The 16,290-nt window shown below is 33.9% G+C and carries 15 protein-coding genes; 5 read left to right on the top strand and 10 right to left on the bottom strand.

The window, feature by feature from the left end; translation table 11 throughout:
• Nucleotides 1–101: 101 nt before the first annotated feature.
• Together ychF and Q0410_RS03510 are read left to right on the top strand one after the other, a co-directional pair.
• Nucleotides 102–1,199, top strand: a complete 1,098-nt coding sequence (gene ychF / locus Q0410_RS03515; RefSeq protein ID WP_299033019.1) for a redox-regulated ATPase YchF — start codon at nt 102–104, stop codon at nt 1,197–1,199.
• A complete protein-coding gene (locus tag Q0410_RS03510; protein ID WP_299033017.1) occupies nt 1,192–1,815 on the top strand; it encodes a thymidine kinase in 624 nt (207 codons plus the stop codon). Before ychF ends, Q0410_RS03510 begins: the two co-directional genes overlap by 8 nt.
• Before the next feature lie 50 nt (nt 1,816–1,865).
• Here Q0410_RS03510 and Q0410_RS03505 read toward each other — a convergent pair whose 3' ends face one another.
• From Q0410_RS03505 to Q0410_RS03485, 5 genes are all read right to left on the bottom strand, one after another.
• Nucleotides 1,866–2,705, bottom strand: coding sequence for a PHP domain-containing protein (locus Q0410_RS03505; protein WP_299032874.1), 840 nt, complete (start codon nt 2,703–2,705; stop codon nt 1,866–1,868).
• Complete coding sequence (locus tag Q0410_RS03500; protein WP_299032873.1) at nt 2,702–4,558, bottom strand: beta-glucoside-specific PTS transporter subunit IIABC; 1,857 nt, start codon at nt 4,556–4,558, stop codon at nt 2,702–2,704. The genes Q0410_RS03505 and Q0410_RS03500 overlap by 4 nt, the downstream gene beginning before the upstream one ends.
• Before the next feature lie 65 nt (nt 4,559–4,623).
• The gene (gene licT / locus Q0410_RS03495) at nt 4,624–5,484 is read right to left on the bottom strand and encodes a BglG family transcription antiterminator LicT (protein WP_299033015.1); all 861 of its coding nucleotides are present in this window, start codon (nt 5,482–5,484) and stop codon (nt 4,624–4,626) included.
• Between the two features lie 126 nt (nt 5,485–5,610).
• Nucleotides 5,611–6,429 (bottom strand): type I methionyl aminopeptidase, encoded by an 819-nt coding sequence (map, locus tag Q0410_RS03490; protein WP_299032871.1) that lies wholly within the window; start codon nt 6,427–6,429, stop codon nt 5,611–5,613.
• A 41-nt stretch (nt 6,430–6,470) separates the two neighbouring features.
• Nucleotides 6,471–7,268 carry a nitroreductase family protein gene (locus tag Q0410_RS03485; protein WP_299032870.1) on the bottom strand — a complete coding sequence of 266 codons (798 nt, stop codon included), beginning with the start codon at nt 7,266–7,268 and terminating at the stop codon, nt 6,471–6,473.
• Nucleotides 7,269–7,363: 95 nt separating this feature from the next.
• On the opposite strand from Q0410_RS03485, the gene Q0410_RS03480 reads away from it, so the two are divergent.
• Nucleotides 7,364–9,160 (top strand): ATP-dependent helicase, encoded by a 1,797-nt coding sequence (locus Q0410_RS03480; RefSeq protein WP_299032869.1) that lies wholly within the window; start codon nt 7,364–7,366, stop codon nt 9,158–9,160.
• A 51-nt stretch (nt 9,161–9,211) separates the two neighbouring features.
• Here Q0410_RS03480 and Q0410_RS03475 read toward each other — a convergent pair whose 3' ends face one another.
• The 5 genes from Q0410_RS03475 to Q0410_RS03455 all read right to left on the bottom strand — a co-directional run bounded on the left by Q0410_RS03475 (nt 9,212) and on the right by Q0410_RS03455 (nt 15,292).
• Nucleotides 9,212–10,150, bottom strand: a complete 939-nt coding sequence (locus tag Q0410_RS03475; RefSeq protein WP_299032868.1) for an ABC transporter permease — start codon at nt 10,148–10,150, stop codon at nt 9,212–9,214.
• On the bottom strand, nt 10,143–11,252 hold the full coding sequence (locus Q0410_RS03470) for an ABC transporter permease (protein WP_299032867.1): 1,110 nt from the start codon (nt 11,250–11,252) through the stop codon (nt 10,143–10,145). The genes Q0410_RS03475 and Q0410_RS03470 overlap by 8 nt, the downstream gene beginning before the upstream one ends.
• On the bottom strand, nt 11,245–12,774 hold the full coding sequence (locus tag Q0410_RS03465; RefSeq protein ID WP_299032866.1) for an ABC transporter ATP-binding protein: 1,530 nt from the start codon (nt 12,772–12,774) through the stop codon (nt 11,245–11,247). The genes Q0410_RS03470 and Q0410_RS03465 overlap by 8 nt, the downstream gene beginning before the upstream one ends.
• 92 nt (nt 12,775–12,866) lie before the next feature.
• On the bottom strand, nt 12,867–13,940 hold the full coding sequence (locus Q0410_RS03460; protein WP_299032865.1) for a BMP family protein: 1,074 nt from the start codon (nt 13,938–13,940) through the stop codon (nt 12,867–12,869).
• 77 nt (nt 13,941–14,017) lie between these two features.
• Entirely contained in the window at nt 14,018–15,292 is a 1,275-nt protein-coding gene (locus Q0410_RS03455) for a folylpolyglutamate synthase/dihydrofolate synthase family protein (RefSeq protein ID WP_299032864.1), read from the bottom strand.
• Between the two features lie 62 nt (nt 15,293–15,354).
• Here Q0410_RS03455 and Q0410_RS03450 point away from each other — a divergent pair, with 62 nt between their 5' ends.
• Both Q0410_RS03450 and Q0410_RS03445 read left to right on the top strand, forming a co-directional pair.
• A complete protein-coding gene (locus tag Q0410_RS03450; RefSeq protein WP_299032862.1) occupies nt 15,355–16,062 on the top strand; it encodes a heparan-alpha-glucosaminide N-acetyltransferase in 708 nt (235 codons plus the stop codon).
• A gap of 71 nt (nt 16,063–16,133) precedes the next feature.
• The gene (locus tag Q0410_RS03445) at nt 16,134–16,265 is read left to right on the top strand and encodes a glycerol-3-phosphate transporter (protein WP_299032859.1); all 132 of its coding nucleotides are present in this window, start codon (nt 16,134–16,136) and stop codon (nt 16,263–16,265) included.
• Nucleotides 16,266–16,290 lie beyond the last annotated feature (25 nt).

Here is a 16,290-nt window from a genome sequence, read left to right as displayed (position 1 = left end):
AGACTTAAAATCTTTTATAAGAAGCTAAATGATTGATTTTTTCTCCAAATCCATTATAATATAATCGTTATAAAAATAAAAAAAGAGAGAGTGTGAATAAGATGAAACTAGGAATAGTAGGCCTACCTAATGTTGGCAAGTCAACATTATTTAATGCCATAACTAAAGCAGGTGCCCTTATTGCAAACTATCCATTTGCAACCATAGATCCAAATGTGGGTCTGGTAAATGTACCTGACAACAGACTAAATGTACTTGCAAAAATGAGTAATAGCAAAAAAATAGTCCCAGCAGTCGTTGAATTTTACGATATAGCAGGCCTTGTAAAAGGAGCAAGCAAGGGCGAAGGACTTGGAAATAAGTTCCTATCAAATATCAGGGAAACAGATGCTATAGTAGAAGTACTAAGATGCTTTGATGATCCTAATGTAACCCACGTTGATGGTTCAGTAGATCCATTAAGAGATATTGAAACAATCAACCTAGAACTTATTTTGTCAGACCTTGAACTTGTAGATAAGGTGCTTGAAAAGAAAAGAAAGGTTGCTAGGGCTGATAAAAGTGCTAGAGCTGAAGTAGAAGTTTTAGAAAAAATAATAGCTGTCCTTGAAGAAGGTAAATCAGCCAGAATTCTTGATTTAAATGATGAAGAGAAAAAACTCTTAAGAAGCTACCAACTACTATCAACTAAACCAATTATCTATGTATGCAACGTCAACGAAGAAGATGCAGCCGATAATGGTGCTAGTAACAAATATGTAGACATGGTAAGAGACTTTGCCAAAAAAGAAGGTGCAGAAGTTTCTGTTGTATCAGCTAAAATTGAGCAAGAAATATCAGAGCTTGAAACAGAAGAAGAAAGAGCTGAATTTTTAGAAATGATTGGCCTAAGTGAATCTGGTACAGACAGGGTAATAAGAGATTCTTATAAAACCCTCAACCTCATTTCCTTCTTAACAACAGGAGAAATTGAAACCCGAGCTTGGACAATAACCAAGGGTACCCGAGCTCAAGATGCAGCAGGCAAAATTCACTCAGATATAGCTCGTGGCTTTATCATGGCAGATATAGTATCCTATGATGATCTGCTAGAGGCCGGTAGTGAAGCTAAGGCTAAAGAAGCTGGCAAACTCCGCATGGAAGGTAAAGACTACATCATGCAAGATGGCGATGTAGTTGAGTTTAAATTTAATGTTTAAAAAAATGATCAAAAGACAAGGTAAACTTATAGTCCATACGGGATCAATGTTTTCCGGTAAAACCACCTCCCTATGGAGAGAGCTTTATAGGATGACAATTGCCAACTATAAAACCGTCGCTTTTAAACCATCAGTTGATAATAGGGATAGTGACAAAAAAATAGTTTCCCACGACAATCTATCCCTTGATGCAAAAAAAGTTTCTAATTTAAATGAAATACTAGATTACGTTAGGGAAAATGAAGTAGATGCCATAGGTATAGACGAACTTCAGTTTTTTCCCAACGATCCTACTGAAGTAGTTGATATATTTAACAAGCTAATGGCAAAAAATATCACTATAGTCGTATCAGGCCTTGATATGGATTATAAAACAAGACCCTTTGAAATTATCAAAGAAATAATGCCCCTGGCAGATGAATTAATCAAGCACCATGCCATCTGTGCCTCTTGCGGCGAAGACGCCTGGGCTTCTTACAGGAAATCTAGTGAAGACTCAAGAATACAAATAGGTTCAGAGGATGTTTACGAACCTTTATGCAGGGCTTGTTATAATGAAAAAATGAGCGAAAGAGAAAAAACTAAAAACCAAATTTCTATCGAAGAAATCAAATAAAAAAAGTCCTAGCTATTTTTATAAAAATCAGCTAGGACTTTCTTATCTAATTATTTATTATTCTTAAAATCAAGAGCCTTCTTTTCAAGTTCTTCAAACTCTTCTTTTGTTAATCCAAATTCACCGAATGTAATTAATTCAGGATTATGGTAGTCACTTCCCCCGCTCTTTAATAAATTGAATTTTTTGGCAAATTCTTGAGTTAGAGGGTAATCCTCGGCCTTCATTTTGGAATGATTAATTTCTATACCTTTAAGTCCATAAGAAACATACTTCTCAATTTCAGAGTAATTACGGTATTGACATGGATGGGCTATTATAGGGATTCCTCCATCTTTCAAAATAGCTTCTATGCCTTCTTTTACATCAATATAACCCATTTTCATATCTGTTTCTTTGCTAGTTTTTGATGCAAATAATTCTTTATACCTCTGTGGAGTCATTTCTTCAGGATATTTTTCTTTCAAGGCTTGGAAAATATTCATCTTAAAAACTATAGAATAAGGAGAAAATTTCTTAGCGTCTTGGTAACTTATATCATAGCCTTGTTTCCTAAGCTTTTCTATAAGTTCCTTATGGTATTCATTTCTACAGTATAAGGTATGATTACAGAGCCTTTCTATATTTGGAGTTTCATCATTTAGCCAAAGACCAACCACATGCACTTTTTTATAAACATCAAAATCGTAGCAGCTCATCTCTACACCCTTTATAATTTTTATGTCATGTTTTTTTCCGTATTTGTAAATCTCATCATAATGATTTACAGTATCGTGGTCGGTTATAGCAATCACTTTTAAACCATGGTCTTTAGCATCTTTTATAACATCTTCTATATCACATACACCATCAGAATGATTTGTATGCATATGCAAATCTGCGTATTTCATTTTTCAACTCCCAACAAAACATCTTCAAAATTAACTTTTCTATTTTTCTCGATTTCAAATTTTTTATAAAAATCGGAATTAGTTACGACTATTATTACATCATCATCATAGCCAGCATTATTTATAGTTTCTATATCAAACCTAATTAAATCATCACCTTTTTTAACCTTTGACCCTTGCTCAACTAAGACTTTAAATCCTTCTCCTTTAAGGTTTACAGTGTCGATACCTATGTGAATCAAAACTTCCATGCCATTATCACATTTTAAACATATGGCGTGTCCTGAATCAAATATTGCTGTTACTTCTGCGTTTTCTGGGGACTTTAGGAGACCCTTACTAGGTTTAATAGCAAGTCCATCCCCCATTACCTTGCTTGAAAAAGTGCTATCATCAACATCTTCAATATTTTTAACTGTTCCTTCGCAAGGAGAATAAAGTACTACATCTTTTGGCTCAATGATTGAACTTTTTTCTTTATCTTTATTTTCTTCATCAGCAAAATCAGAATCATCAAAGCCAATAATTAATGTAGCAATGAATGTTACAACTGATGCTATTATCATGGTTAAAATAGCCATTAAAAAGAAATTTTCTTCTTTTGATACCCACATTGCTAGGGATAGGATACCTGGCGTTACATATATAAATGCTTTAAGTTTTACAAGACCTGCAAAAATACCTGCTACAAAAGCTCCTATCATTGCAGCATACATTGGTTTTTTTAGTTTTAAATTAACACCATACATAGCTGGCTCTGTAATACCACCAAGAAATGCTGTAACAGATGATGAAAAAGCCAGTGATTTAAGACTTTTATTTTTGGTCTTTACAGATACTGCTAAGGAAGCAGCGGCTTGACTCATATTTGAACAAAGTGCAACTACTCTTATAACTGGATCGAATCCTTGTTCTGCAACAAGGGTTATAGAAATTGGGCTTAAGGCCTTGTGGACTCCTACAGATACTAGCCATGGATATACGGCAGCTAATATTGCTATTGCAAACATTCCTACCTTATCATATAAAAACATTGAACCCTTAGCGACAAAGGATGAAATAAAGTTTCCTATTGGAGCAATTACTACAAATGTTAAAGGCATCATAATTAATGCTATTAGTAATGGTTCAGCAAATACTTTAACCATATCTGGAACAATTTTTTTGACATATTTCTCTACATATGACATTATCCAGACACCCATAAGAGCAGGTACTAAGCTTGATGTGTATTTAACTAAAGGAACGCTAATTCCTAAAAACTTAAATACTTCTCCTTCCTTAACAATATCCATCCAAACAGGATTTACCAAGCACAAACCAAGAAAAGCACCAAGGTATTGGTTCGTATTGAATCTTTTAGCAGCTGAAAACCCAATAAAGGCCGGCATAAAATAAAAACCTGTGTCAAATATAAATTTGAGCATGATATAGGTTTGGGAATCTTCAGCCAGAATTCCACTTAAACTTAAGACTAAAAGAAGAACTTTACCTATACCAACACCAGCTAATAATGGAATTACTGGAGCAATAGATCCTGTAATAGCACTTAATACTTTATCTACAAGGGACCTATCATCCTTTGTTGCTGTATCTTTTGCTGCCTTAATATTTAAATTATTTGCTATTTCTTGATACACCTTGTCAACATCATTTCCTATAACTAATTGATATTGACCTGATTTTTTAACAAGAGTTAAAACTTCATTTAAGGCCTGAACTTTTGCATCATTAGCCTTTGCTTCATCCACCAACTCAAACCTAAGTCTCGTAGAACAATGGACTACAGACCTAATATTTTCTTTTCCACCAACATATTCTATAATATTTTTTGCTAATTTTTCGTATTTCATATTTACCTCCAATTTTTTTATAATTGAAAGTTTAGCCAACTTAATGTAACTACCTAACTAGATCTTTATTTCCCCTCTTTTTCCTCCTTTATATCGCTTATTACTTGTGATATATGAATTGTTAAATACAAAACTTCCTCATCATCTAATACATAATCAAAAGAATTATATACAAAGTCTTTTATTTTTATAGTACATTGATAAGCCTCAATATACCTATCTTTAATCAATGGTAGCAAATCATTTTTTAATGATAATTTTTTATGTTTATCATCTGATAAAATCCTCAAGCTGAAAAACCTAAGATGCCTTAAAAACCTTTGGTAATAAAAACTTTCAACATTATAATTAACTTTGAAAAAGAATTTTACAATATTTAAAATATTTTGAACCAACTTTGTTGACTTATAGAAATCTTCTATATCATCACCATTTTCAGATACAACTATGTGCATAGCTATAAAGCCAGCTTCATCTTCCGACATCTTTACAGAAAACAACGATTCTATAATATTCAAAGCTTCAAGACCAAGACTGTATTCATCAGGGTAAAAGTTTTCTATTTCGAACAAAAGCTTATTTTTCAAATGAAGACCATCCTTGTATCTAGCTATAGCCATATACAAATGGTCTGTTAATGACAAATAGATACTATCTGCCAAATCTTTCCCAAGTCTTTGACTAGCTCTATTTATAATCATCTGAGACAATTCAAAATATTCTTCAGGTATATCCTCTAAAAGTTTAACAAGTTGATTGTTTTTCTTATTACCTTCTAGAACAAAAATCTTTTGAATTTTACTATCGTCAATCTTATCTCCAACTTTTTTACTAAAGCCAACGCCCTTACCCATAACGATTACTTCTTTTTCGAAAGCATCTTCAGATATTATAGAATTATTATTGAGTACTTTTCTAACTAAAATTTATACCACCACCTTAAAAATGAAAAAACCTATCCCAAAAAATGCTTGGGATAGGTTTTGCGGAATTTCCTAACAATCCATATCTATAATTATAATACTCCACCAAAGCCTAATTTCAATAGCTAATTAAAAATTATATTTTTCTTTATATTTTTTAATGAATTTTATGTCATCTTCGCTTAGCTTATATTTTGCTTGATCTGTTATTATTTCTGGACCATCTTCGTGGATTATAAGTTGGTGCTCAAATTGGCTAACTTTTGACCCATCTACAGTCCTTGCTGTCCAGCCATTATCATCAAGTTTCATATGCCAATCGCCTAAAGCAATCATTGGCTCGATTGTAAATACCATCCCAGCCTCAATCCTAGGTCCTCTATGAGCCTTGCCGTAGTGAGGTACTTGTGGGTCTTCGTGCATTTCTTTTCCAATGCCATGGCCAATAAAGTCTCTTATTACAGAAAATCCATTTTCTCCCTCGACATATTCTTGGATAGCAGCTCCTATATCTCCAATCCTATTTCCAGGTCTTGCAACTTTCACAGCCCTGTTTAAGGCTTCTAGGTTTACATCAACTAATTTTTGATCTTCATCGCTCATTTTACCAACTGTATAAGTCCAGCAAGAATCTGCAAGTCCCCCATCTAGGTTAACCACATTATCAATTGATAAGATGTCGCCTTCTTCTAAGGCTCTGTCATTTGGATAGCCGTGGCAAATTTCATCATTTACTGATGTACATAAAGTAAATGGAAATCCCTGGTAGCCTAATTGAGCTGGAATAGCCTTTTTATGGTCTACTATAAATTTATTGGCAAAGGTATCTAGGTCTTTTGTTGTAAAACCTGGTCTAATTACTTCCTTTAGGGCCAGGTGGGTTTGACATAAAACCTCAGCTGCTGCCCTCATTTTTTCAAAATAACTTTCATTATATATTCTAATCAAAATATCACTCTCCTAAAAAGGACGCCTTAGCGCCCTTTATCTTATAATTGTTTACTTGCTATATAGACATATTTTTCGTCGTTAATCTCTGGTTTTATATCCCAGTTTGATCCCATAGATATGGATTCACCAAGTTTATCAAGATAGTACATTATTATACCAGCATCTAATAAGTTTACACTTCCCTTATAATCTTCAATATAAAGTTTGATTAAGTCTTCTACTAAAACAAATCTCCAAGGTTGAGCATTGTAAGCTGATGGAGCAAACCTTGCATAAGAGAATATTTCATCTAGGCCTCTTTGTTCAAGCTCTTCATTTGTTGCTTTATTGCCAAGCTTGTCAATAAAGACAAATTCTCCTATACCCTTCCTGTCATCAAACTTATGTTCTCTTAGGCTTTCATCAACAGGATAACCTATAGCTAGAAGTAGACTTACTTCTCCCTTATCATAAGCAAAGGCAGCTTTTTTCGCAGTATCTTCTACATCAGCTACTGTTATCCAGCAGTTTCCGATACCCATCTTATCTAACTCTGTGATTATTTCTTCTACCCCATAAGCACCCTTGACAAGACTTGCTGGGTTATCATTTAGGGTATTTAAAGCAAGATAAGCTGGAGCCTTGATCATAACTCCCCTATAGCCTGCTTTTCCATCCAAGGCCTTATAGACTGCGTCTCCGTCAGTTTGAAGTACAAAAGCTAGGTCATCTTTACCTAATTTTATAATTTCAGAATCAATAATCTTCTCAAGTTTTTCTAAATCTTCTTTCTTAAGATCCATATCTTTGAAATCTCTTGTTGAAGTTCTAGTTTTTAAAAATTGTGTTGTAAGCATATTTTCCCCCATAATTTATTCTACTAGTATTATTATACTATACTTAACTTCTATTTTATCATATTTTTCAAAAAAATATATGGTATCATGATAATATGAGACTAACAGATGTACAAAATGAGGCTGCAAACTTTATAGATGGTCCTTGTCTAGTCCTTGCTGTGCCAGGCGCAGGCAAGACTACCATGCTTTTAGAAAGAATAAAAATTTTATCAAAATTTACAAGGCCAGAAAAAATTTTAACCCTAACTTTTTCAAGAAACCAGGCCCTTGATATGAAAAATCGTTATGGCGATAATAACACTAGCATAATGACCATCCATGCTTTTTGCTACCTTATTATTAGAAATTATTTAAAAAAATCCCACAGAGAATTGCGTCTTTTAGAGTCTGATGATGCCTATAACAAATACGACCTATTAAGACGTATATACCTTAATATAAATAAAAAGAAAATATCCAGGGAAGATTTGATGACTTTTTTTACTGAGACTTCTTACATGAAAAACGCCATGCTTGATGGATCTTACCTAAAGAATATTAGGATAAAAAATATAGAGAAAGTCTATCAGACCTATGAAGATTTTAAAAAATCTAACAACTATATTGACTTTGATGACATGCAGACCCTAGCTTTAAAACTTTTAGAAGAAAATCCTAATTTATTGAGGTCCATCCACAGAAGATACCAGTATTTTCAATTAGATGAGGGGCAAGATACTTCACTCTTGCAATTTAAAATCCTAAAAAAAATAGTAGGATTAAACAATAATCTGATGGTTGTGGCCGATGACGATCAGTCAATTTATTCATTTAGAGGAGCAGAACCTGATTATCTTCTAAATTTTAAAGCTCATTATCCTGGTGCAAGGCTTATTGTCATGAATGAAAACCATAGGTCGAGTAAAAATATATGTGATCTCGCAGAAGCTTTTATCAAAGAAAATAAATTTCGTTACAAAAAATCTATCCTAAGCCATAAAGATAAGGGAGAAGAAATCGTAATAAAGACCCTAAAAGATTCTTATAACCAGTATAGTTTTATCAAAGAAAACCTAGAAACTCATGAGACTAACGCTATTTTATTTAGAAATAATATCTCAGCCATAAACCTAGTTAGTTTTCTAATAGAAGATGAGATTGATTTTAAGATAAATGAGGATTTTTTTGACTTTTTTAAGTCACAAATAATAGAAGATTTTTTTGATATAATTAAATTTTCAGAAGATTTTTACGATGTCCAAGCTTTCGTTAATATTTATTATAAGATAAAAACCTACCTTAAAAAGACTGAAATCGAAAAATTAGGGGCCAAGCCCATTAACCAAGACGTCTTTGATTTTTTCTATAAGATCCTCGACTATGATAGGCGTAATACCCTCTATGATATAGAAAAAAAGCTTATTCATATCAGAAAACTCCCCCTAGCTAGGAAAATTTCCTACATCTATAAATACCTAGGCTATAAGGAATACTCATCCCTTAAGGCAAATAAGTTTGCTGAAGATGTAATAAATAAGGACCTTTTCGTAGAAAGTTTGGTAAATTTCATCAAGGATTTGGATACAATTGATGATTTTGATAGGAAAATCCTATCTTTAAAAAATAAAATAAGACTCATGCCCGAATCAAACCTCATTCTTCAGACCATTCACAGATCCAAAGGCCTTGAGTATGATAGAGTTTTTATAACAGATCTTAACAAAAATGAGTTTCCAATAATTGACTACGAAAAAGATCCAGAAAAAAATCTCGAAGAGGAGAGAAGGGTATTCTATGTAGCAATGACCCGTGCTAGGGAAAAATTATTCCTTCTGTCTATTAAAAGAAGGAATAATAAAAAAGCCCTTCCTTCAGAGTTTTATATAAGAGCTAAATATCTAAATAAATAAAATCGTCCGCGGGCTTCAAAACTAAGCTTAAAAGTCCACAGACGATTTTTCTTATCCTATATCTTCTCTCAAATAAGCTTTACCACTTGCCTTAGGGGCAGATGATTTTTTATTAAATAATATTAAGAAAATCAGGATAGATATATAAGGAATCATTGAAATAAATTCCATAGGGATCTGTATGCTTGTACCTGTTAGATAAGTTGCTATGGCTTGGGTTAAGCCAAAGAATAAAGACCCAACTAAAACTCCCTGAGGTTTCCAGTTACCAAAAATAACGCACACTAGGGCTATATAGCCTTGGCCTGCTATTAGGGTTGGGGAAAATACACTAACAACTGCAAGAGACATAGATGCCCCACCTAATCCTGCCATAAAGCCTGAGAACATAACAGCTGCATACCTTATGGCAACTACTGATATATCCAAACTTTCTGCTGCAATTGGGTGCTCGCCAACAGCTATAAGCCTTAGTCCCCACTTAGTCTTATATAAGAATAAATAAACCAAGATAACAAATATTATGGCTATATAAACATTTGCATATTGGGAAAATATATTTTTTAAAGCTTGATTTTTGATCATTCCATCAAATAATCTTGGAATCTTATCTTCAAGAGCAATTGAAGGAGTTTGAGTTGCTCCATCAAAAAACATCCTTGATAAGAAAAGTGCAAGACCAGGTGCTAGGGTATTTATAGCTATACCAGATATGGTCTGATCTCCTGCCAGGGTCACTGATACAAAAGCGTGGATTAGACCAAAAAACATGCCTGCAAGGCCCCCACAGATAAATCCTAGCCATGGGTTCTTACTGTAATATCCTACTGTTGCCCCAACAAGGGCTCCAATTGTCATCATCCCCTCAAGACCGATATTAACTACACCTGATTTTTCAGACATCATACCGCCAAGACCTGTTAGTAGAACAGGTGCTGCATTTGATAGGGTATTTCCTATTATTAAACCTAAAACTGCTAGATTAATCACGAGCCTTACCTGCCTTTCTTTTTGCCTTCTTGTTTATCTTTGCTCTTATAATCTTAAAGATTAAAGGAATAGCTGTAAATAAGATAATTGTACCAATAATTATTGAGATTAGCTCACTTGGTACTCCCATTGTCCTTTGAAGGTTACCACCAGCATATTTTAGAGACCCTAAAAATAGACCAGAAAATATACATCCAATAGGATTATTTGAAGCAAGTAAAGCTACAGCAAGACCATCAAAACCAAAGTTTTCCATGGCAGATAGCTGTGGCAAGGAGTAGGTATAACCTAAAATCTGACTTACTCCTGCAAGAGAACATATGGCTCCTGATATGGCCATAGATTGGATAAGCTTACGATTTACATTTATTCCACCATATTCACTAGCTTCTTTATTTAAACCAACAGCCTTTAGTTTGTAACCAAGGCTTGTTTTATTTAGGATGAAGTGGATTAATATAGCGCAAATTATTGCGAAAAAGATACCTGCGTGAATTGGCGCCCTAAAAAACTGTCCCATAAAACCATCATATTTTTGGGCTGCATTTTGTATTAGGGTGATCTTTGCAGAATCTTTTACCTCAAAACTATTCATTGAGTTTGGCATCTTATAGCGAAATACTATAAAGTTTTGGAAGTAAAAGGCAATCCAATTGAGCATGATAGTTGAAATTACTTCATGAATACCAAATTTAGCCTTAACAAAACCAGCGATTCCCCCATAGATAAAACCAGCTAGGATAGCTAGCAAAACTGTCACCAAAACATGAAGGACTGGTGGTAGATCAAGACCATATCCTAGTAAAAATCCTACCGTAGTACCAATGATAAATTGGCCCTCAGCCCCCATATTAAATAATCCTGTTTTGAAGGCAAAGCAAACGCCCAGTCCTGTAAGAATTATTGGTGTGGAGTTTACTATGGCCCATCCCATATTTCTTGGAGACTTAAATACACCTTCAATAATTTTTTGATAGGCTTCTATAGGGTTATATCCTGCAAGGGCCAAAACTATCGCCCCAACTAAAAGGCCTAATAACACTGAAACAAGGGTAAAAATTAAGGTTGAACCCTTAAATTTCTTTTCTTTTTTCTTAGTCATTTTTACCTCCTGCCATTAATCTACCTATTTCAAATTCGTCTGTATCCTTAGGGTTAAGCTCACCTACAATTTTTCCATCATAGATTACCCCTATCCTATCTGATAAATCCATAACCTCATCTAATTGGAAGCTTATTAATAAGACTGCATTACCAGAATTTCTCAGCTCTACTAGGTATTGGTGGATAAATTCTATGGCACCCACATCTAGTCCCCTGGTTGGTTGAGCTGCTATTAATAAATCTGGGTTTGACGAAATTTCTCTGGCTATAATTACCTTTTGCTGGTTACCACCAGATAGGGAACCTGCCAGTTCATCTATATCCCTCGGTCTTACATCAAACTTATCTATAAGGTCTGTTGCATTTTTTTCTATCTTTTTAAAATCTAGGATACCATTTTTAGAAAACTCTTCCTTATCTACGCTTTCTAAAATTAGGTTATCTTTAATAGAATACTCTAAAACCAAGCCTCTTTTTTGCCTATCTTCTGGGATTTGGGTCATGCCCATATCTAGGATTTCTCTTGGCTTTTTGTCAGTAATATCCTCTCCCTTAAAGGTGACCCTTCCTTTTTCTATTTTTCTCATCCCATAGATAGCGTCTATTAGCTCTGATTGACCGTTACCATCAACGCCAGCTATACCTAGGATTTCGCCCTTTCTAATTGATAAGTTAAGTCCCTTAACCTTATCTATCTTTCTATTATCCTTTACCCAAAGATCTTCTATCCTAAGGACTTCTTCTCCAAGCTCTATATCTTCCTTGGTAACATTAAAGGATACATCCCTGCCGACCATTTTCTCAGCTAGGATATTTTCGTCAACTTCACTTACCCTTAGTTTGTCGATAAATTCTCCACGTCTAATTATAGTGCAGGTATCAGCCATAGCCCTTATCTCATCTAATTTGTGAGTTATAATGATAATTGACTTACCCATGTCAGTTAATTTTTTTACTATTTCTATAAATTCTTCAATCTCTTGAGGAGTTAGTACGGCTGTTGGCTCATCAAAGATAAGAATATCAGCCCCATGGTAAAGGGCCTTTAGAATCTCTACTCTTTGTTGTTGGCCTACCGAGATATCCTCAACCTTGCTATCAGCATCTACATATAGGCCATAATCTTTGGATAATTTTTCTATTTCAGCCCTAGCTTTTTTCCTATCTAGGAAAAGACCAGTTTTTCCTTCATAACCTAAGATTATATTTTCTGTAACTGTAAATGGTTCTATCAACATAAAATGCTGGTGAACCATACCAACACCAAGGGCTATTGCTTTTTTAGGTGAATTATTGATAATTTCTTCACCCTTTATATAAATTTCTCCATCTGTTGGATCAAACATACCATAAAGTATATTCATAAGGGTAGTCTTACCTGCTCCATTTTCTCCAAGAAGGGCATGGACTTCACATTTGTGTAGGTCAAAATCTACACCTTTTAAAACTTCCTTATCTCCAAAACTCTTATGGATATTTTTCATTTTTATAATTGGATCTTGATCAAAATACTTATCCATATTTCCTCACTCATAAACTTTTATAAAAAAAGAGTAGAACCCAGCCTACTCTTTTTTATAGAATATTGACTTATAAATATTATATTAGAATATTAGTCTTCATATCCCATTTCTTTAAATTCTTCTTCATTTTGAGGTGTTTTTACTTCACCGTCAATGATTTGTTGTCTTAATTCTTCTACCTCATCTTTGATATCTTCTGCTACAAGGTCGTTATCTCCATAGGCGATTCCTAGAGCATCACCATCACTTAAGTGGTAGGCTACAGTTTCTCCACCCTTGTAATTTCCGTCGATAAGGTCGTCAAGTGTTAGTTGAACTGCCCTACCAACACCCTTTATTGTAGAAACTAGGATATTATCTGGAGCTTCTTCTTTTTGGTCACGGTCTACACCAATAATGTATTTATCATTTTCTTTAGCTGCTTCAAATACACCAATACCTGTACCACCTGCTGCGTGGAATACTACATCAGCACCGTTTTGATACATTTGGTTAGCGATGTTTTTACCAGCTGCTTGGTCAGAATAAGAGTTTGCATATTGTACTTGTACTTCTATATCAGTACCTTTTTCTCTAGCTGCTTGTTTAACACCAGCCCTATAGCCGTATTCAAACCTATCAATTACGTCAGATTTTTGGCCACCAACAAATCCAACATTGTTAGACTCTGATGTCATACCTGCTATATAACCTACTAAAAATGAGTTTTCATTATCAGCAAAGGTAATACCCACTAGGTTTTCTTTACCATCGATGTTTGCATTATCGATTATGGCATATTTTTGGTCTGGGTTAGCATCACAAGCGTTGGCTGTGTCATTATAAAGAGCGTAACCAACTGTAAAGATTATGTCTGATTCACTGTCAAGAGCACTTTCTAGGTTTGGTTGGTAGTCAGTTTTCTTATGACTTTCTATATAGTCAAATTTAATCTTACCTTCTTCTTCATAAGCCTTTAGACCCTCATAAGAAGATTGGTTAAATGACTTATCGTTGATACCACCCTCATCTGTGATCATTGTTGCAGATACTTTAGCTTCGCTTGAAGCCTCTTTATTATCACTTCCTTCATTAGCGACTTCTTTGTTTCCACCACCACAAGCTGTAAGGCTAACTGCCATAGCTAGGGCAAAAGCACCTGTCATAAATTTCTTGATTTTCATATTTCCCCCTTAAAATTTTTCATACTCTTAACTTTATTTTATAATATTTAGAGATTATTGTCTAGTAGCAAGCTAATTTAGTTTTTAACAAAGGATAAAATCTTACCCACGAGATATAAAGAACCACACCATAAGACTAAATCCTTATCGCCTGCATTTTTTAGTGATTCTTCATAAGCTTTTTTATTATCTTCGTATACTTCTATATCGCTTATAAAATCTGAGGCTTCTTTTTTTATCTCCTCTGTGGCAAGAGCCCTAGGATTATCATCAATATAGGTTATAATTAGCCTATCTGCAAGACTTGCAATCTTTCTTATAATCTCCTTATGGTCCTTATCTTTTAGGATTGAAAACCCTATTATTAGCCTATCATAGTCAAATTCTTTTAGGTTATCTATAAGAGCGTCAATAGATTCGATGTTGTGGGCCCCATCTAAGAGTACCCTTGGATTTTCTGAAACTAGGTCAAGTCTACCTGGATTATAAGTTTCATATATACCTGATTTTATATCTGCTTCGCTTAGGTTAAAGTCATCTTTTAGATAATCTAAAACCATAAGGGCAAGGCTTGCGTTATAGATTTGATGTTTACCGCGTAGGCTAGTTTTTACATCCTTATAAGTTTTATAATCAAAAAGATTACCCCTATTTGTTATTTCTTTTATAAGGATGTCGTCCTTATTTAGCCTATAAAGCTTGGACTCCTCTAACCTTGCTTTTTCTTTTATAACTTCAAAAGCTTCTTTGCTAGCTTGTGGATATACGAAGACTGGAGAATTCTTCTTTATAATTCCTGCCTTGTTTGCTGCTATTTCCTCTATAGTAGACCCTAAAACATTCATATGATCCATTGATATAGAGCAGATAACAGAAGCAAGGGGATTTTTTATAATATTAGTAGAATCTAAACTACCTCCAAGACCAACTTCTATTACTGCCACATCCACTTTTTGCTCATAAAAATAAAGATAAACCATAGCTGTTAGAAATTCAAAATAAGTTATATGATAACCTTTCTCATCACACTTTTCTACAACTGGCTTAATCCTATCCATTAGGTCACAAAAATCCTTATCACTGATATCTCTACCGTTTATGGATATTTCCTCATTAATTCTAACCATATATGGCGAGGTAAATATCCCACACTTTGCTTTTTTACCTAGGGCATTTGCAATAATCTTTGCAGTAGAGCCCTTACCATTGGTCCCAGCTACATGGATGGTTTTTATTTTATCTTGGGGATTTCCTAATTCTTCCATCACTTTTGTGATATTTTTAAGGGTGTGATCCCCTCCAGAAGAACCTCTCCCATATAAGTAATCTAAATAATCGTCAAAATTTTTCATTTTTCCTCCAAAAACTTTCTAATTTTATTTTACCTTATGTTATAATAAAGAGAGGAGATTTTATGAAAAGAATACAAATAATAGACACGATTAGAGGTTTTACCATTGTTTCCATGGTCCTCTTCCACTTATTTTACAATATAAACTACTACTGGAGTCTAGACTTTTACAATGGCACTATATTTAACAAAATTTGGCAGCTATCTATAGCCATATCATTTTTTACCCTATCGGGGATTACCTCTACTTTCCTCAGTCCTAAGAAAAATATTAAAAGGGGTCTTCTAACAAGCCTTATAGGTTTTTCTATAAGTCTTATAACCTATCTATTTGCCAAAGAGCAACTAATAATTTGGGGCGTTCTAAATGGTCTTGGTATGTCAATGATCCTTGGCGGTTTATTACAAAATATAATTAGTCCTAGACTTTGGCCTATATTTTTACTTGTCTTTTGCTTTACTTATAAAGTACCAGCAGGTATTTTAGCAAATACAAGTTTTCTCGCAAGGTTATATGATTTGAATTTATTTCCTCTGGGCTTTCCGTCATATGACTTTTATTCAAATGACTATTTCCCACTTATCCCTTGGTTTTTTGCTTTTTTAACAGGCTTTTCCTTGGGAAAATACTTAAAGGTGAGAGATTTCTACAACTTTGACATAAGAGAAAATATCTTGGCTAAAATTGGTAGACATTCTCTCTTAATTTACGCGGCCCACCAAGTTATCCTCTATCCCTTAGTCACTTTAATTTATAAATTGACCCTCTAGCCATCTTGCCCTTAATATTTAAAACCATATAATTACTAATAATAAATAAGACTTACGTTTTGGAGGTAAATATGGATTTTATTAAAAAATATAAAGAATCTTATCCAACTTCTTATAAAATACTGGCTATAGTTGTGATTTTATTTCTTACCTATAAATTTGGCTATCTAGTTGGGAAATTTGTTGCAAATATTGGTTTATAAACTCTTTAAAACATGATTTTAAAGT

It is taken from the genome of uncultured Anaerococcus sp., from assembly GCF_937934665.1.
Taxonomy (GTDB): Bacteria; Bacillota; Clostridia; order Tissierellales; family Peptoniphilaceae; genus Anaerococcus.
The sequence above is the reverse complement of the archived record's forward strand: the minus strand, read 5'-3'. Positions and strand labels throughout refer to the sequence as shown.